Below are 17,355 nucleotides of genomic sequence, written 5' to 3' on the forward strand. Positions count from 1 at the left end.
TGCTCGCAGTCGTCGCTATTTCGGTGACTGGCTTAATTCGGGAGCCAACTGGCAGTTATTAATAGGTGAAATGCATTTGGGTTCGAGTAGAAAAGGGAAAGTGAGCTGCGGTGACGAATAACTATATAAATGATGGAGGGATTCCAATGATAATTATGATTAACGGCGCATTTGGTGTAGGAAAGACAACTATTGCCAATAAATTACTAGAGAATCTGGATAATTTCATGTTGTTTGATCCCGAGGAAGTTGGGTTCATGTTACGACATGTGATTCCGGATGAAATCAAAAAACATAATGAGCGATCGGACAATTTTCAGGACCTTGAAATGTGGAGAAGTCTAACGGTTACTGTGGCAGAACAGCTTCAAAGAACATATCGGAAGAATTTAATTGTTCCAATGACAATTTATAATAAGGATTACTTTGAGTACATTTTGGGCGGATTCAAAACGATAGATGAACAAACTTTTCATTTCTGTTTAACTGCCAAAAAAGAGACAATTCATCAAAGGCTATTAGAACGAGGGGAACAGGAAGGAAATTGGTGCTTTCAACAAACGGAGAAGTGTTTGGAGGGGTTTAAAGATATATGTTTTGAAAAGTTTATTGTTACGGATGAATTGAGCGTGGATGAAATTCTAGAAGTCATTCGTAAGGATATTGGGTTAATTGCTAAAGGAGTCTGAGACGATGGTTAAGTTTTTTATCGAGAATAAAGATTTGCGGGTTCGTGCACTGGCGGAAAGTGATAAAACCCTATTGGCAGAGTGGCTTTCAAATCCCAAAGTTCTCCAGTACTACGAAGGGCGCGATAACCCATTTGATGTGGAGAAAGTCGAGCAGGAATTTTTTGGTGATGAAGATGGTATTACACAGTGCTTAATTGAATTTGAAGAAATACCCATTGGTTATGTTCAGTTTTATGAAATTGATGATGAAGAAAGAAAACTGTACGGCTATACAGATTCAAAAGATATCATATATGGGATGGATCAGTTTATCGGTGAAGTTTCTTATTGAAATAAAGGAATCGGTACGATGCTTGTGAGTACCGTAGTGGATTATTTAATTCGCGAAAAAAGGGCTGACAGGATTGTGATGGACCCGAGAACGCAGAATGAACGCGCCATTTATTGTTATGAAAAATGTGGTTTTACAAAAGTGGAATTGCTTCCGAAAAGAGAACTTCATGAGGGAGCGTATCACGATTGTTGGTTGATGGAATATAGAAAAACGGGTGAAAATTTGTTGAGGAATCGAGGGGCCTCTATCATCATCGAAAACGACAAAGTGGCATTGATTCAAAGAGTGCGAGATGGAAAGACGTATTATGTTTTCCCAGGCGGTGGAATTGAAAGTGGAGAAACGGCGGAACAAGCTGCAATCAGGGAAACCTTCGAAGAACTAGGTGTCGTCATAAAAGTGAAAAGAAAGCTAGGTACTGTAATGTTTAATGGACTACAGTTTTATTTTTTAGCTGAAATCATTGGCGGAAATTTTGGAGGTGGGCAAGGCGAAGAATTTACACATGCATCTAGAAATCGGGGAACCTATAAGCCTTTGTGGATGGAGTTGAATAAACTTGAAACAGTAGATGTTCGTCCAGTAGAGATTGTAGAAGAACTATATAAATTGATAGAAGGGGGAGGAGTTGATGAGGAAAACGAAGATCCTTCCTTGGACGACTGAATGGGAAAAGTTGTATCGCAGGGAAGAAGAAGTTCTGAAAAAGATATTTACAGATGAAGTAATTGATATTTTTCACATCGGAAGTACTTCGATTCCGCCGGTCGGCTATGCGAAACCAATCATCGATATTTTAATGGTTGTAAAAAATATTGAAATTGTGGATTTATATAACGACCAGATGAATTCTATGGGGTATGAATCAAAAGGCGAATTCGGAATCCCGGGAAGAAGGTATTTTCCAAAGGGGAAAGACAATAGAACCCATCATGTACATATATTTCAAACAGGTAACGAAGCAATACAAACCCATTTGGATTTCAAAAAATATTTGCTAGCACATCCACAAGAGGCCACAAAGTATGGGGGCTTAAAAAAGGAATTAGCCAAACAGTTTCCTCATAACACCCATCAATATCAGGATGGAAAAGAACAATTTGTAAATGAACTTGTGGAAAAAGCGAATGCATGGCGTTCAAATAGCAGCGTACATATGACAACTACTCACGTAGATTGGGGTGGCCATAAGCTAAAACTTACGTGGAAGCCAGGCCTGCTACCGAAAACGGAACTCATCACAAGTGTTCATGGTTTCTGTTATGGAGATGGAAAGTTAATGATAGTTGATTTGAATGACCGAGGATGGGATTTTCCAGGCGGCCATATTGAAGTTGGTGAAACAGCTGAAGAATGTTTTAGACGTGAGGCGATGGAAGAGGGGTATGTCGAAGGCGACTGCCGGCTTTTAGGATCGATTGAAATTGATCACGGTGAAAATCCATTGTGGAATGAACAAAGTCCTTATCCCAAAATAGGCTATCAAGTATTTTATAGGATGAACATCACCCACTTACATCCTTTTGACGCAGAATTTGAATCAAGTAGACGAACTTTCATTCAACCTGATGAAGTTTCCAAGTACCACGCTGGTTGGAATGAGATGTATGAAATAATTATTAACGATGCTAAACGATAGGAGAAATGATTAATAAGTAGGTGATAGTTATGCCAATAAAATTAGAAAAAGCTGTAGAGTCCGACGTGAAATTTATTTTTGCCATGCAAGTTAAAGCCTTTACGCCCTCACTTGAAAGGTATCAGGATTTTGACACGAGTCCCGCAACTGAAACGATTGAAAGAACGAGGACGAGAATAACCAATCCAAGTGGCGGATTTTACAAAATAATGCTGGATAATCAACTGGTTGGTGCTATATGTATATTTTGGAAAGAAAAATCACAATTTTGGATTAGTCCTATGTTTATTTTGCCTGAGTACCAAGGACATGGAATCGCACAGAAGTCGATCGTAAAACTAGAAAAAACATTTCCACATGCTACAACATGGGAATTGTCCACGATACTTGAGGAAAAAGGAAATTGTTATTTATATGAAAAAATGGGATTTACTAAAACGGGCGTAACTAAGAAGTTAAATTCTAGCGCGACGCTAGTTTATTATAAAAAGATTTGCAGCGTTTATTCAGCTTAGGTTTCAAAATAGTATTGGTGATGCTTTTAATCTTTAATAAAAAAAGGAGATGGAAAAACATGCAAGCATTATTAGTCATTGATGTACAAAATGGAATCGTGAACTTTGCGGATTTTCAAGAAGAACTATCCTTAATAGAAAATGTCATTCAAGATTTCAAAAGTGATGAAAGACCAGTAATTTTTGTGCGGCATTTGGATGATGAAAAGGAAAGTCCACTTTATAAGGAATCTACTGGTTCTGAATTACATAGTTCGGTTAAGGAATACGCAGATCTTGTAATTGAGAAACAAACACCGAGTTCTTTTTACAACACGAATTTAGCTACAGTATTGGAGGAACTCGGCGTCAAACATCTTTTCATAACGGGCTTTAACACAGAGTTTTGTTGTATGTTTACAGCGATTGCAGCATTCGATAGAGGATATGAAGTAACGTTTATCGAAAATGCGACAGGAACAGTGAATACAGGCAAAACCTATGAAATGAAAGGTTTGGACATTAGAGACTTTGTCGGCACCGTTTTACATTGGTCAGATGCCGTGGAAGTGTTAGATTACAAGGAATATGTAGAAGAATACAAGTCGAACAAAACTGTCTAAGGGGCACTCACCACATTTCTAGAATTAACATAGCAAGTTAATTCTAGAAATGTTATATCTGCCTTCACCTCACAAGAATCGACACCGCGCTATATACCAACAATAGCGCCATCACAATATTAAATTGACTTCTATATTTTGCTAAGAACTTTTTGAAAAGCGATCCAAAGATACTCCAACTGAATGTGCCCATAAATCCGATGATAGCAAGTACGACTGAATAAAATAATAAGCTAGAATGGCTTGTATGGTAAGGCAATACAAAAGTAGAAACGACGGTAAGTGCATAGAGTACGGCTTTTGGATTGACGAATTGTAAAAATAAGCCCGCAACAAAGCTATTATATTTTCCGCCATTCGGATCTTCGCTATCCCCTTTACTCCGAATTATGATGAATGCAAGATATAGCATATACACCATTCCCACGATCGCCATAAAGAACTCGATTTTTGGAATATAGTTTTTTAGAAGTAAATTAAAATAACTGCTTAGTAATAAGAGGGCAAAGAAGCCCGTACCTACACCCAAACAAAATCGAACCGTCCTTTTGAATCCGTATTGATTGGCGAATAGTAAAGACATGATATTATTTGGTCCCGGTGTAAAACTAGCAACCACAGCATAGATGACCATAGATACGACTGGCATGTTAGAACCCCCTTAAAGTTGTATGGTACAATGTCCTAAGTAGTCGTTATAACGTATTACGCTTTATTGTACAATCCATACGTTATACTGTAAAGGGGGGTTAATTATGGAAGGAATCAATCTTATCATCGCCAAAAACTTGAAAGCCTATAGAGAGGTCGAAAGGTTAAGCCTTGAGCGGGTCGCTGAACTTACTGGAGTGAGTAAAACAATGATTGGTCAAATTGAAAGGGGCGAATCGAGTCCTACAATTACAACCATCTGGAAAATTGCAAACGGCTTAAAAATATCATTTACCTCATTAATAAATAATCCGCAACCAGACACGAATATCATTTTAAAAAGCGAGATACAACCATTAGCTGAAGACAACGGAAAATATCGAGTTTATCCTTATTTTCCATTCCAAGATACTCGACGCTTCGAAGTGTATACAGTCGAAATAGAACCAGGCGGGTTTCTAAGTGCGGACGCACATAAAGACGGAACCGAAGAATTTTTAACCATTTTTGATGGTGAATTAACTATCAATGTAAATGACAATGACTATACAATAAATAGCGGCGATTCAATTAGATTCAAAGCTGACAAACCGCATACCTATTCGAATCCTGGCGATATACTGACTAGACTGAGTATGACGATTCATTATCCTTCATAAATGACCCTATTCTTCTAGAATAGGGTTTTTCTTTCCGAATTAAAAGTCTTGACTGGCGAGCAAAAAGACCCTAGATGAGACTGTTCGACAAATATTCGGAGACTTACTATTTTGAAGACAAATGGAAATTTTATGTTAAACTAGTGCAGATAGGTAAATTTTTTATGAATATTTATTTTAATTGGTTTGAAGATAATGAAAGGAATGATTTGACGAGTGAAAAAGATAATAAGGATTCTTTTTTTCAATGTTGCTTTATTATTGATAGTAGGTGTGTTAGTAGGATGTTCTGACAATCCAAATAAAGCAGCTGCGACGGGTTCTTCTGAAAATAATTCATCGGCAGAAGAAAATACAACCGAAGCTGATGAAAGTGCATCATCAAGTGAGCTAGAGGAAACAAATCCAAATGATATATCTTCAGGGGAATCTGAATCTAATAATGATTCGAATAGTACCTCATCTGAAAATAATAGCGATAAGAATGACAAAGAAATGCTATCCCAGTATTCTAGTAAAGAAATCGAATATGCTAGAGTTTGGCTGCAACTCGGCCCAAATCAAGATTTAGATGGGTTGTATGTTAAACATATTCCAGCGGGTACACCACTTAATCCTGATGATGAAACCAGTGCTAGCTATCCAGAAGACGTTACGCTGCTAATGGGCGGTCGTTTAGTAGATGGATCAGTAACTTATAGTGGTAATGGGGATGGGACGATTAATGTATATAACGTTCCTTCACGTTGGGATGGCCAGTATCCTGCTGGTGAAAAATTCTACATAGAAATTATTGAAGATACAGAGACTGTATCCATTGATACAGGTGATGATGAAAAAATCATCGCACTAATTAAATTGCTAACTATTCATCAATAATCATCTCAAAACGCTCAGAGAAAAATTCTGAGCGTTTTTGCTTGCTAGAATTTATTTTTCGTCTAAATCAAAAGTCCCGAGTTGCAAGCAAACGGCGGGTTAGTGTAAGCAAACACAAGTTAGTGCAAGCAAATGACCAATGAGTGCAAGCAAACAAGTTTTTGTGCAAGCAAATCCACCACGTGCTTAAAGAGAGTGCAAGGCATCCGAAAGATTCATATAATTTGAATCTTTTTCGCTTCTAGTTTCGTAAAGTACTGTAGGAAGAGGTGATGACGATGGGTTGGAAAAAGATTGTTCCAGCATTTATACTCATAGTTTTACTACTTATACCGACCGCAGCATTCGCGGTTGATTTTGAAATATCAGATGTTGTTATTGAAGCGCATCTACAACCGAACGGCGATGCAGATGTCGTTGAAAAACATACATATGTCTTCGAAAGTAAATTTAACGGAGTCACGCGTGAGATCGTCACGAAAAAAAGTGCAGCGATAGCTGACTTTGAGGCTTATGAAAATGGCACTCCCCTTAAAGTTGAACGTGAAAAAGGAACATATAAAATTTTCAGGTCTGGAAAAGATGAAACAATTATAGTAGAAATGCGTTATCAAATTATAAATGCGATGGAGAAATACGAGGACGGTGCACAGTTTTATTGGCCGTTTTTCGATGAAAGAAATGAAACAGATTATGGGCAAATGACGATCATCGTTCATCCTCCTGCGGCGGCACATGACGTGCTTTACCTCGGGTATGATTCGGCATATGAAAAGGGACGTCTCCAGTCAAACGGGATTGTAAAGTTTCTTTTAGGCGATGTCTCATCCGGAGAAAACGGAGAAATTCGCGTTGTCTACGAGCCAGAATTGTTCCCATCAATCGTTGTACAAAATGGGGAGATTCGTGATGTATTGAGGTCGGAAAAAAGTCAATTAGAGAATGAACTTAAACAATTTACAGAAAATCAAGAGAAAATGAACCAATTCGGGATGTTCGGTGTGCCAATTGGTGGCATCCTTCTTGCTGTCCTTTTCTGGTCAATGCATAGGAAGAGACAAGGTTATAGGCTAGCTGTAAATGAAGAATTAAAAACTAGGAAATCAATGGTTCCAAAAGAAAAACTGAGTATGCCAGCCACCATCTATTATTCAAACAGTGGCGTATTATCACCAGGCGCTACGGCTGCGGCGTTACTTGATTTAGTTCGACAAGGCGTTGTCAAGCAATTATCTGACGAGCAATTTGAACTGATTCACCGCGATGTAGAACATGCCCATGAATCCGCGTTAATTGAGTTATTGTTTGATGAAGTCGGTGACGGCCAACACTTTGATATTGCCGATTTGCAAACATATACAAAAAACAACAAGAACCATACGACATATAGCAAGTTATTAACAGCTTGGAGAACAGGTATTATAGGAGAAGTGAAAAAACATAGTTTCATTGAAAAGACACCGATGATTCGCTGGTTATTGGTTGGAGTGGGTGCTGTATTTGTCGTTGGTGCAATTCAATTTGGGCGTTATGAATTATTTATGCTCATGTCGATTGCAATTCTATTAGCAATTCCTACGTGGCTATTTGCGATTTTTTACAGGTCGCGTAATTTGGAAGGTCACCGAGTATTTGAAGAGTGGAAACAGTTCCGTCAAGCATTTAATCATTTAGATTTAAATGAATGGAATAAGCTCGATAAGGATGATAAATTCCGGGCTTACACATTCGCTGTTGGAACGGGCGACAAAAGGATTATGAATCAATTTACTGAGTTTGCAACTGCCGAAAATCGAACCGCACAGACAAATGATGGTTTCTTTTCCTATAATCCGGTGTTCATGACCAATTCATTTACAAGTGCCAATAATAACGCAAACGTCGATTCAAGTGGTTCTTCAACGTCCTCTTCCAGTAGTGGAGGATCCGGCGGAGGCGGCGGTGGATCTGGAGCTTTTTAAACGCTAGGGGTTAAACGTGTTAACTGCACCAATCCCGGATGGATATTTTAAAGGGGTATCCTGGCTTATCTTTTGCTAACAAGTTTAACAGGAATTATTTTGTTGTTGATTGCAATAAAGTTTAGCTACAATAAGCGGAAGATAAGGGGTGTTTAATTATGAAGGAACTAATTATTGCGGGCATCTTGTTTATCTTTATTGGATTCATCACGGAATACTTAGTGAAAAGAAAATATAATATTGATCGAAAGGGAAACCCCCTAAGCAAACCAATTAAGGAACGTCAGTTTATCTTGCTGATGATTTGTTTGATTATTTATCTAGTAATTTCATCTACCTTGATTTTCACATACGATGATTTCAATGTATTGTTTCTTCTAATTCCATTTTTCATAATCATTTCGTTCATCCGTGGATTCATGCAATGGAAATATAATAGAAATGCGAATGTATGGATTCTTGAAATCTACAGTGCAATCATCCTTACAATATTTTTCATCGTTATTGGGTTAATGGTGTATTAATTAAGACTCAAAACTGAAGAAAGAACCGAGAAATAAAATAATGGTTTCTATTACTATAATCCGGTGTTAGGGGGGATTTAGAAAGTGAAAAAGATCATATCTTTGTCCATTATTTCACTTCTACTACTTGTCCTATCGTTCGGTCCAATGTTCGGGATCATCCGTGAAACAATAATTGATATGAAAATAAAAAACCGCTATGTCATAAACCATGCCTACACAAATGAGTTTGGTTTCAAACGCATTGTGGATGTTGATGAATTAGTCGTAGGTGAACATAAAATAACCATCAAAGAAGAAGAAACGGGTTTAAAGGGATCACGCACCCTATGGGATAGGGAGGAAGGCGTTCCTCCCGGAGACATTGTAAAAGTGCACTTGTATGTAAATGACAAGGAAATCTCAACCGCTGATGAAATATGGCTATCCAATCGTGACCGGGGGAGTCGGTACTTTTCTTGGCTCGATATTGTAACAGTTCATGATCATAAAAGTGACGAAAATCTAGTGAAAATTGTCCAACGATTAGCAGATGATGAAATGTATGATTCAAGGGAATGGAAGATAATTACGATTTCTCCAGAGGGCAACATAAATGAAGAAAAGATGACTTACAAGGAAAGAAGGAAGAATCCATTAGGAGTAAAGATTGTTAATTTCACAAATACTGGATTGATAGCAATGGGCCATCACACGGATATTTTAAAAGGTTCCCCTAGCTTAGTCTTTCCATTCTTCTATCCTTACTTTACAAGTTTAACAGGAATTATTTTGTTGGTGATTGCAATAAAGCTTAGCTACAACAAGCGGAGAATAGGGGGCATCGAATCATGACGGAACTGATCATTATTATATGTATTTTGTTATTTGTTATTGCGGTCTTCACTGAATCCTATGTGAAAAGAAAATATAATATTGATCGAAAGAGCAACCCCCTTAGCAAGCCAGTTAAGAGAGTACAATTTAGCTTATTGACGATTTGTTTCATTCTTTATCTAGTCATTTTATCAACTCTGGTTATTAAGTATGATGAATTTAATGTATTACTTGTTCTATTTCTATTTTTCATTGTCATTTCATTCATCCGTGGATTCATACAATGGAAATATAATAGAGGTGCCAATATATGGATTCAAGAAATTTCCGGTGCAATCATCTTTACAATATTTATCATCATTTTCGGATTCGTGTTGTATTATTGAACGTAAATAAAACGTTAAGTGAGGAAATATCATGAAAACTGAGCAAAATTTATATGAAGCAGCAATTGAACTTATTGAGAAAAGGTACCCAACAGGCTGGGGCGGTGTTGCTGCAATGGCCCTAGAAGACGGCTCTATACTTACAAGTGTTGCACCAGAAGTAATCAATGCATCGACAGAATTATGTATGGAAACAGGCGCAATATTAGAAGCACATAAATTGAATAAGAAAATTACACATTCAATATGCGTTGTTCGAGATGATGAAAAATCAGCATTCAAAATCCTTACCCCTTGTGGTATCTGTCAAGAAAGATTGTTTTACTGGGGGCCAAGTGTCAAAGTTGCAGTAACTGAACCTGAAAATATAGTTTTCAAGAAATTGTCGGAAGTTCAACCTTATCACTGGAGCGCAGCTTATGAGGAATTTAATGAAAAATGGGATGCGATAGAGAAGGGGTGACTTTATGAATGAAAACGCAGTAAATGCAATTGTCAGCTGTATGCCAATATACGGCGGCGATTCAACAATACAAACGATTCAAACAGAACACCGGCTAAAGCTTGCGGAGTTCTGGGGAATAAAAGAGGGAAGTAGAGTACTTGAAATCGGTTGTGGTCAAGGCGATACAACGGCTGTATTGGCATATCTCGTCGGAGAAACAGGTTTTGTACACGGAATTGATATTGCATCACCCGATTACGGAGCACCTATAACTTTAGGGGATTCTGCTGATCATCTAAGAAAATCAAAGTTGGGAAAGCAACTGAAAATGGATTTCGAAATTGATATCCTTTCACCCGAAGTAGATTTCCCAGAAGCATCATTTGACTATATTGTAATCTCTCACTGCTCTTGGTATTTCAAGTCTTTTGAGGAGCTCACTGAAGTGTTTCGGAAAACTAGGAAGTGGGGTTCGAAGCTGTGTTACGCTGAGTGGGACCCGCGCATCAAATCAATTGAGCAATACCCACATTTTTTAGCAATCCTACTACAAGCGCAGTATGAATGCTTTAAAGAGAACAGTCATTCCAATGTACGTACACTCTTTACGCCAAATGATAGTCAAACGTTAGCCGAAAACACAGGCTGGACCATTGTTGCAGATGAATCCATATCATCCCCTGAACTCCAAGACGCCAAATGGGAAATCTATCAGACATTAACTGACTACGATTTTGAATTAAGTGAAATAAAAGATCTGCCAGAAAAACTGAAAACGTTGATTAAGTCTGAAGTGAATTTGTTGGAGGAGTCTATAAAGGATATTGATGTAAAACCAATGTCTACTTATGCTTTTGTTGCGAACTAGCGTAATGGTGAAAGTATAAAAATAGGGTGTGACTTTGATGTCACACCCTAAATTTATTCACGAAAAGTTTTCTTCTTCCATTCGTTCAAACATATGATGCAAAGTGTATCTTTGTAAACCCGCAGCGCTTTCTTTAGATTGTTCTGCTTCTGAACGGAATGTCTCCCTGTCTTTATTGTTAAGAGCGATGGATGCGTTTGACGAGTGAATCATCCAAGGCGTTGATAGATTCGCTAGGACTTTTTTAGCTTCCTCTTCATCACCCTTCAATACATGAGCGGCACCTAGATAATATTCTTTATAATCTTTTCTAGTCATTTTTTCGGCGAAATTAAATATAGCATCTGCATCATTTTGGTGGAGTGCTAGATTTGCACCGTAGATGATTTGCATTTCCTTTTGTTTATACTTTTTCAAAATCCGTCTTAAAGAGTCTTCGATATCCCGATTATCGCCATGCGCCAATGCATAAGCATTTCCAAACATCGGTTTTTTTCGATTTTTAATTACGTAACGATCGATTGCAGGAAGTGATTTAGATTTATAAATGAGATACATCGGTCGAATTGTGAAGATGGAAAATGAAAGTCCTAAAATAATCACGAAAACAAGCCAAGTTTGCAATTCGAGTATGAGAAGAATGATTGTAAGAATGACACCGGCAATAAATAATAAAACATTTTGTAGCGTATTTGAGATACCGGGAGATTTATGATTCGACGCCATATTGCACCACCTGTTTTTCTTTTATTTTACCAAAATATTACTGCGTTGCCTACATAATTCATTAATATGAATCAATGAGGAGGTAAAGTATATGAATGCCACATTTCTAATGCGTTTTAAAGCATTTCTAATTGATTATATACTCATACGTTACTCTCTAATTGGTGTGGTCATTTATGGACTCATGTTTGCTTATATATTGACTGCGATTTTCACGAAAAAGAAACAATCCCTATACGATATCATTGCGAAAACATATGTCATTAAAATCAAATCTAGCTAAAGAGTAACTTAACAACAACAATTTCGTCTACTCAATAAATGGGGGGATTGTATGAATAAGTGGTTGTTACTACTAGTGCTGTTTCTAGGGAGTAATTTGATGGGATGTTCAAGTAATGATAAGTCAATGTCAGGGGGAAATCCCCCGAAAACGGTTGTGGAAATTGAAGGCGAAACGTATGAAACTGTGCTTGGTAGTTATTGTTGGAAAAATACGTGTGTAGATACCGTTGGGCCACCGGAAATTTTAGAAGGCACAGATCCTGTAAAGATAAAACCAGGTGAGAAAATAACCATCGTAATGGACTATAACCCAAAGCCAAATGAGGTCCATATGGGACAGATGGTTAATGGTAACGATAGTAAGGATGTAAAGATGGAAAATAATCAATTTACAGGACCAACGGAAAAAGGCGTTTATTATTACACTTATGGCGTATGGTGGACTGATGAAAAGGAAAAGAACGTGTCCCATGGTGATGCTTTCTATAGTTTCGCTATCGAAGTAGAATAAATACACATTTCATAGTTGCTTCGGCGACTTTTTTTAATATTCTAGTAAAAATTCGTACAGAGTTGTGGTAATATTAGTTCAATTAGGAAGAATAGGTAGGCGAGCTCAATGCAAATAGAAATAGATAAGGCAATTGAAATGAGGAAAACAGGTAAACAAAAGGAATCGAACGAATTGCTTATAAAGTTAGTAGATGAATATCCCGATGATGCATTCATCAATTATCAATGTGCGTGGAGTTTTGATGTGTTAGGTTTGGAATCAAAAGCAGTGCCTTTTTATGAAAAGGCTATCCAACTCGGATTATCAGGAAAAGACTTGGAAGGTGCCATCATAGGATTAGGGAGCACTTACCGGACATTAGGTGAATATGAAAAGTCTAGAGAAGTATTTCAAAAGGGAATTGATTTGTACCCAAACAATGAAGCGATTAAAGTATTTTATGCGATGACTTTATACAATTTACAAGAGCACGGCCGTGCAATGGAGTTATTACTGAACTCTTTGATAAGTACCACAAAGAATGAAGAAATACTAGATTATAAGAAAGCGATTGGCTTTTATTCAGATAAATTAGATCAAACTTGGACTTAGTCTAATGGAGGGATTATTGTGATTGCAGAGCTAGTTCATGATTGGCAGTCTTTTTGTGTAGAGAATAATTTCGTTGGAATAGGATCTACGAGAAAAGTATATCGTTGGCAAAATTATGTTCTTAAAATAAATCTTCATGAAATCGGGTACTTGCAATCTCAACGGGAGCTCGAAATTTATACATATATGGAGAAAAACGGTTTTGGTGACATTTTTGCACCGACTTATTATGTGGATAAACAAGTGTGCATTCAACACTATTTTAAAGAATTACCCATGTACGATTATCAATCCTTTGACATAAATAAGCGGGTAGGTTTTTGGGACTTGCCTAACCAGTTTGAAGAATGTCTAGAACTACTCGACACTAAATTAGATGTGTTTGATATTAGGGATAGCAGCAATTACGGACTAAATAATAAAAATGAGTTGGTGTTGATTGACTATGGAATGAGTAAAACCCTTTATGAAAATTCATGGGTTCCAGCTGCTGAAAATGGAGAAGTACCGCAAATCGAAATTGAAGTATGTGATACCTGTGGCTTAAAAAAAGAACTTCGTATGTACGGTGAAAAGGACCAGGTCATGCGCTGTTTAACTTGTGGAAAAGAGTAAGATTGTTGAGGGGGAGTTAGATTGTCAAAAGGAGTTCTTCATCACGTAGAAATTAATGTATCTGATTTGAAGAAAACGGTTGAATTTTGGAGTTGGTTCTTAGAAGAATTGGGATATGATGTGTTCCAAAAGTGGGATGGTGGAAAGAGTTGGCGGCTTGGTGAAACGTATATCGTTTTTGTACAAACGGAAGAACGATTTCTAGATGTTTCTTACCATAGAAGTCGAGTGGGTCTTAATCATTTGGCGTTCCATGCAGCTTCACGCGGGCAGGTTGATGATATGACTCAGAAGTTAAAGGCAATGGGCGTTACGATACTTTATACCGATAGGCATCCATACGCCGGCGGGAAAGATTATTATGCCGTCTTTTTCGAAGATCCCGATCGCATAAAAGTTGAATTGGTAGCCCCATAAGGAGGGATTCTTTGAAGCAATTGGATTTGTACATAGAAACCGAAAGATTAATCATACGTCCCTTTCAAAAGGAAGACTTTATGAATTGGTACAAACAGTATGACAATCGTTTACCATCGCAATACAAATACGATGATGGTCGCCCTTTGGATATGCCATTATCCACAGAAACATGGTTTGTTAAATGGATTACTGGTTTTCGTGAAATGGCTGAAAAGGATGATATGTATATTTTGGGTCTATTTCGAAAAGAAGATGGCGTTAATGTTGGAAAGCTAGAACTAACAAAAATTTTACGCGGTGACTATCAATGGGCGATGATGGGCTATTCCATCCACAATCAGTTTTGGAAAAACGGTTATGCGACTGAAGGTGTATTGGCTGCAACGAAAGTTTTTTTCTCGACATTGGGCTTTCATCGAATTGAATTGCATATTAACGTTGATAATAAACCGTCTATTCAGTTGGCAGAAAGAACCGGTTTTCAGTTCGAATGTGTGAGAGAAAAGTTTTCTTTTGAAAATGATAGATGGACTGACTTTTCAATTTACTACAAAACAGCCGTTGATTGAGATTCCTGAAAGATTCATGCTAGTAAAAAATGAGTGGGGGTTTAATATGAAAAAGACTGCGCTATTAATTATTGATGTTCAAAATGGTATGTTCATGAAAGAAGATTCCGTATACAATTCAGACCAAATTCTTTTCAATATAAAGCAACTTATCGTTGATGCTCGAAAACATAACATTCCAATATTCTATATTCAACACAATGCGATGATTGGCGGCGTATTAGAAAAGGGGACTGAAGGTTGGAAGATTCATCCTGAAGTCAGACCAACTTCACCGAGTAATATCATTCAGAAGACGACGCCTGACTCTTTTTACAAGACAGATTTACATACCCAACTTCAAAAGCAGAATATCGAACACTTGGTACTGACAGGTATTCAAAGCGAAGTTTGTGTAGACACGACTTGTAGAAGGGCGTTTAGTTTAGGGTATCAAGTGACACTGGTCGCCGATGCGCATAGCACTTGGGATTCCTCGGAACTTTCCGCCAAGCAGATCATCAATCATCATAATCAAGTTTTAAGATGGTTTGCAATGCCTAAGGAAACGAAGGATATTTTGTTCGATGAGTCTTTCAGTCACTTGTGAATTATGGTAATATTGTAGTAACTAAGAAAGGTGGAGTTTATTATGAAAAACAATACAACGGTTCAACAACAGAGAAGCTATGGAGATATGATGGGCGACTAATCGAGTGAATAGAATGCTCGCTAGTCGTTCTACTACTAGGAGGGCATTTAATGCTAAACAAGCAAGGTTTCGATTTATGGGCGAATGAGTACGATCAAACGGTACAAGTGAGTGAAGAAAGTAATGTATATCCATTCGCTGGCTATAAAAAAATATTAAATACGATCTTTAATGAAGTAATGCAAACTGACCAATCTAAGATATTGGATATCGGATTTGGTACGGGCGTGTTAACGAGCAAACTATACGAAAATGGGCATCAAGTAGACGGGATAGATTTCTCGAGCGAAATGATAGCGATAGCACAATCCAAAATGCCACAGGCGAATTTAATCGAGTGGGATATTTCAAATGGTATACCTAATGAAATTTTAACCAAGAAATATGATGCAATTGTCAGCACCTATGCACTGCACCATTTAACAGATGAAGCCAAAATCACATTCATTCAAAATCTTCTTCCTTTACTAAGTGATAACGGAAAGATTTTCATTGGCGATATCGCTTTTCAAACACGTGAAGATCTTGAAAAATGCAGGCAAGAGAGTGCTGGATATTGGGATGGTGATGAATTTTATTTTGTTGCAGATGAAATTCATTCAGCACTTGGTGATGCTTGTACATCCGAATTTCACCCAATCTCGCATTGTGGTGGCGTGTTCATCATAACTAGATAAAAATATTTTAAACAGGCACTGTTCACTTATATAGAACAGTGCCTGTATTGATAGGAGGAATCAAAATGGCAATAAGAAATTCAGCAAAAGCAGTCATTATTCAGGATAATAAGTTGTTGGCAATAAAAAAAGAGGATAAGGACGGCTATTATTTCATTTTACCCGGAGGCGGACAAGAACATGGCGAAACACTTCATGAAACATTAAAGAGAGAATGCGTTGAAGAAATTGGTGAAGAAATAGAGATTGGGGATATGATTTGTATTCGCGAATATATCGGAAAAAATCATGAACATGCAGCGTTCGATTTTCAAGTTCATCAAATGGAATTCATGTTTTTATGCAGTTTAATAGAAAGAAACGAGCATATCAAAAATGGAATATCTCCAGATGTCGGGCAAATTGGCGTGGATTGGCTGTCTTTAGCTGAACTGCTGCAACATAGGCTCTATCCTCAAAAAATGAGAAAGTATTTAATCAATTATTTTAACGGGGAGAAACCTCCGACCTATTTAGGTGATATTAATTGAGTTTATCTAATATAAAAGAAGAGCTCATTTTACTAAATGAAACCATCTATTTCGATTCAAATCAATTCCTTCGCGAAAAAACTTCTAATCCCGCTAAAATCAAACAAGTGATTGATAAAGCTGAAGCATTATTAGAACGATTACAGCCTACGAACTTAATTACAAGAGATGATGAGAATTTCCTTTATGGGACAATAGGAAATTTATATAGGATCTATGGGGAACCCAAGATTGCCATTACTTACCTAGCGTTAAACCTTAAACATGCCGTTGAGGAGGACGATCGTACTAGAGAAATCATCTCCTTAATTCGCCTAGGAGAAGCATTGAAATATGAAAATAAACATACAGATGCACTGGAGAAGTTTAATCGGGCTTTGACGTTATGTACCGAAACAGAAAAGCAATCTTATACAGATTTTGCATTACAACATAAAGGAAAATGTCTTTTAGAATTAAATAATGTTAAAGATGCAATCGTATGCTTTCGCGCAGCGTTAGAAATCAGAAAGGTAAAAGGTATTCGTTCATTAATTGATTCGACAGAAGTTGCATTGGAATTTGCACTTGGGTTGTCACATAGAAAAGATACTAATTTATAGTGAAAGTGGGACATGCAATTGATAATTAGAGCTGCGGAACCGAGTGATGCAAAACAATTAGTAATTCTAATCGAACAAGTCGAGTCTTCAGGCTTTATCCCGCATTAACGGGCAGTGAGACGCCCACCTCAAAACTTGAGTTAAACGATAAGGATAGGTGGGCG

25 protein-coding genes and 1 pseudogene are annotated in these 17,355 nt (G+C 37.4%); 24 read left to right on the top strand and 2 right to left on the bottom strand.

The genetic code is table 11. The features are described from left to right. Window positions 1-110 precede the first annotated feature (110 nt). The 6 genes and pseudogenes from AC25Y1_RS18270 to AC25Y1_RS18295 all read left to right on the top strand — a co-directional run bounded on the left by AC25Y1_RS18270 (window position 111) and on the right by AC25Y1_RS18295 (window position 3,782). Window positions 111-689, top strand: a complete 579-nt coding sequence (locus AC25Y1_RS18270; protein ID WP_488149440.1) for an AAA family ATPase — start codon at window positions 111-113, stop codon at window positions 687-689. Window positions 690-693: 4 nt separating this feature from the next. Further along, window positions 694-1,158 (top strand): annotated as a pseudogene (locus AC25Y1_RS18275) (GNAT family N-acetyltransferase); the annotation flags it as partial. A 90-nt stretch (window positions 1,159-1,248) separates the two neighbouring features. Next, window positions 1,249-1,692, top strand: coding sequence for an NUDIX hydrolase (locus AC25Y1_RS18280; protein ID WP_488149466.1), 444 nt, complete (start codon window positions 1,249-1,251; stop codon window positions 1,690-1,692). Further along, a complete protein-coding gene (locus tag AC25Y1_RS18285) occupies window positions 1,658-2,665 on the top strand; it encodes a GrpB family protein (protein ID WP_488149441.1) in 1,008 nt (335 codons plus the stop codon). Before AC25Y1_RS18280 ends, AC25Y1_RS18285 begins: the two co-directional genes overlap by 35 nt. 29 nt (window positions 2,666-2,694) lie before the next feature. Next, window positions 2,695-3,180, top strand: coding sequence for a GNAT family N-acetyltransferase (locus AC25Y1_RS18290; RefSeq protein ID WP_488149442.1), 486 nt, complete (start codon window positions 2,695-2,697; stop codon window positions 3,178-3,180). Window positions 3,181-3,239: 59 nt separating this feature from the next. After that, window positions 3,240-3,782 carry an isochorismatase family protein gene (locus tag AC25Y1_RS18295; protein WP_488149443.1) on the top strand — a complete coding sequence of 181 codons (543 nt, stop codon included), beginning with the start codon at window positions 3,240-3,242 and terminating at the stop codon, window positions 3,780-3,782. A 64-nt stretch (window positions 3,783-3,846) separates the two neighbouring features. Here the strand turns inward: AC25Y1_RS18295 and AC25Y1_RS18300 are convergent, their stop codons facing one another. Continuing rightward, a complete protein-coding gene (locus AC25Y1_RS18300; protein ID WP_488149444.1) occupies window positions 3,847-4,431 on the bottom strand; it encodes a LysE family transporter in 585 nt (194 codons plus the stop codon). 106 nt (window positions 4,432-4,537) lie between these two features. On the opposite strand from AC25Y1_RS18300, the gene AC25Y1_RS18305 reads away from it, so the two are divergent. The 8 genes from AC25Y1_RS18305 to AC25Y1_RS18340 all read left to right on the top strand — a co-directional run bounded on the left by AC25Y1_RS18305 (window position 4,538) and on the right by AC25Y1_RS18340 (window position 10,971). Next, window positions 4,538-5,092 (top strand): helix-turn-helix domain-containing protein, encoded by a 555-nt coding sequence (locus AC25Y1_RS18305; RefSeq protein ID WP_488149445.1) that lies wholly within the window; start codon window positions 4,538-4,540, stop codon window positions 5,090-5,092. 216 nt (window positions 5,093-5,308) lie between these two features. Beyond that, window positions 5,309-5,971: a hypothetical protein gene (locus AC25Y1_RS18310; RefSeq protein ID WP_488149446.1), complete on the top strand. Its 663-nt coding sequence runs from the start codon at window positions 5,309-5,311 to the stop codon at window positions 5,969-5,971. 278 nt (window positions 5,972-6,249) lie between these two features. Beyond that, on the top strand, window positions 6,250-7,932 hold the full coding sequence (locus AC25Y1_RS18315; protein ID WP_488149447.1) for a DUF2207 domain-containing protein: 1,683 nt from the start codon (window positions 6,250-6,252) through the stop codon (window positions 7,930-7,932). A gap of 158 nt (window positions 7,933-8,090) precedes the next feature. Further along, on the top strand, window positions 8,091-8,456 hold the full coding sequence (locus tag AC25Y1_RS18320) for a DUF4181 domain-containing protein (protein ID WP_488149448.1): 366 nt from the start codon (window positions 8,091-8,093) through the stop codon (window positions 8,454-8,456). A gap of 84 nt (window positions 8,457-8,540) precedes the next feature. Continuing rightward, a complete protein-coding gene (locus AC25Y1_RS18325; RefSeq protein WP_488149449.1) occupies window positions 8,541-9,290 on the top strand; it encodes a VirB8 family type IV secretion system protein in 750 nt (249 codons plus the stop codon). After that, window positions 9,287-9,658: a DUF4181 domain-containing protein gene (locus AC25Y1_RS18330; RefSeq protein WP_488149450.1), complete on the top strand. Its 372-nt coding sequence runs from the start codon at window positions 9,287-9,289 to the stop codon at window positions 9,656-9,658. The genes AC25Y1_RS18325 and AC25Y1_RS18330 overlap by 4 nt, the downstream gene beginning before the upstream one ends. Before the next feature lie 31 nt (window positions 9,659-9,689). Further along, window positions 9,690-10,121, top strand: coding sequence for a cytidine deaminase (locus AC25Y1_RS18335; protein WP_488149451.1), 432 nt, complete (start codon window positions 9,690-9,692; stop codon window positions 10,119-10,121). Between the two features lie 4 nt (window positions 10,122-10,125). Further along, window positions 10,126-10,971: a class I SAM-dependent methyltransferase gene (locus AC25Y1_RS18340; RefSeq protein ID WP_488149452.1), complete on the top strand. Its 846-nt coding sequence runs from the start codon at window positions 10,126-10,128 to the stop codon at window positions 10,969-10,971. A gap of 57 nt (window positions 10,972-11,028) precedes the next feature. Here AC25Y1_RS18340 and AC25Y1_RS18345 read toward each other — a convergent pair whose 3' ends face one another. After that, on the bottom strand, window positions 11,029-11,697 hold the full coding sequence (locus tag AC25Y1_RS18345) for a hypothetical protein (RefSeq protein WP_488149453.1): 669 nt from the start codon (window positions 11,695-11,697) through the stop codon (window positions 11,029-11,031). Between the two features lie 91 nt (window positions 11,698-11,788). Here AC25Y1_RS18345 and AC25Y1_RS18350 point away from each other — a divergent pair, with 91 nt between their 5' ends. The 10 genes from AC25Y1_RS18350 (at window position 11,789) to AC25Y1_RS18395 (ending at window position 17,191) form a co-directional block, all read left to right on the top strand. After that, window positions 11,789-11,980, top strand: a complete 192-nt coding sequence (locus tag AC25Y1_RS18350; RefSeq protein WP_488149454.1) for a hypothetical protein — start codon at window positions 11,789-11,791, stop codon at window positions 11,978-11,980. A 51-nt stretch (window positions 11,981-12,031) separates the two neighbouring features. Then, the gene (locus AC25Y1_RS18355) at window positions 12,032-12,493 is read left to right on the top strand and encodes a hypothetical protein (protein ID WP_488149455.1); all 462 of its coding nucleotides are present in this window, start codon (window positions 12,032-12,034) and stop codon (window positions 12,491-12,493) included. 108 nt (window positions 12,494-12,601) lie between these two features. After that, entirely contained in the window at window positions 12,602-13,087 is a 486-nt protein-coding gene (locus AC25Y1_RS18360; RefSeq protein ID WP_488149456.1) for a tetratricopeptide repeat protein, read from the top strand. Window positions 13,088-13,105: 18 nt separating this feature from the next. Further along, the gene (locus AC25Y1_RS18365) at window positions 13,106-13,702 is read left to right on the top strand and encodes a protein kinase (protein ID WP_488149457.1); all 597 of its coding nucleotides are present in this window, start codon (window positions 13,106-13,108) and stop codon (window positions 13,700-13,702) included. Between the two features lie 21 nt (window positions 13,703-13,723). Then, window positions 13,724-14,119 carry a VOC family protein gene (locus tag AC25Y1_RS18370; RefSeq protein ID WP_488149458.1) on the top strand — a complete coding sequence of 132 codons (396 nt, stop codon included), beginning with the start codon at window positions 13,724-13,726 and terminating at the stop codon, window positions 14,117-14,119. 11 nt (window positions 14,120-14,130) lie between these two features. Then, window positions 14,131-14,691 carry a GNAT family N-acetyltransferase gene (locus AC25Y1_RS18375; RefSeq protein WP_488149459.1) on the top strand — a complete coding sequence of 187 codons (561 nt, stop codon included), beginning with the start codon at window positions 14,131-14,133 and terminating at the stop codon, window positions 14,689-14,691. Between the two features lie 46 nt (window positions 14,692-14,737). Further along, window positions 14,738-15,280 carry a cysteine hydrolase family protein gene (locus AC25Y1_RS18380; RefSeq protein WP_488149460.1) on the top strand — a complete coding sequence of 181 codons (543 nt, stop codon included), beginning with the start codon at window positions 14,738-14,740 and terminating at the stop codon, window positions 15,278-15,280. Window positions 15,281-15,432: 152 nt separating this feature from the next. After that, window positions 15,433-16,059, top strand: a complete 627-nt coding sequence (locus AC25Y1_RS18385) for a class I SAM-dependent methyltransferase (RefSeq protein ID WP_488149461.1) — start codon at window positions 15,433-15,435, stop codon at window positions 16,057-16,059. A 65-nt stretch (window positions 16,060-16,124) separates the two neighbouring features. After that, the gene (locus AC25Y1_RS18390; protein ID WP_488149462.1) at window positions 16,125-16,589 is read left to right on the top strand and encodes an NUDIX domain-containing protein; all 465 of its coding nucleotides are present in this window, start codon (window positions 16,125-16,127) and stop codon (window positions 16,587-16,589) included. Beyond that, window positions 16,586-17,191, top strand: a complete 606-nt coding sequence (locus AC25Y1_RS18395) for a tetratricopeptide repeat protein (protein ID WP_488149463.1) — start codon at window positions 16,586-16,588, stop codon at window positions 17,189-17,191. Before AC25Y1_RS18390 ends, AC25Y1_RS18395 begins: the two co-directional genes overlap by 4 nt. Window positions 17,192-17,355 lie beyond the last annotated feature (164 nt).

It is taken from the genome of Sporosarcina sp. Y1009 (assembly GCF_057669865.1).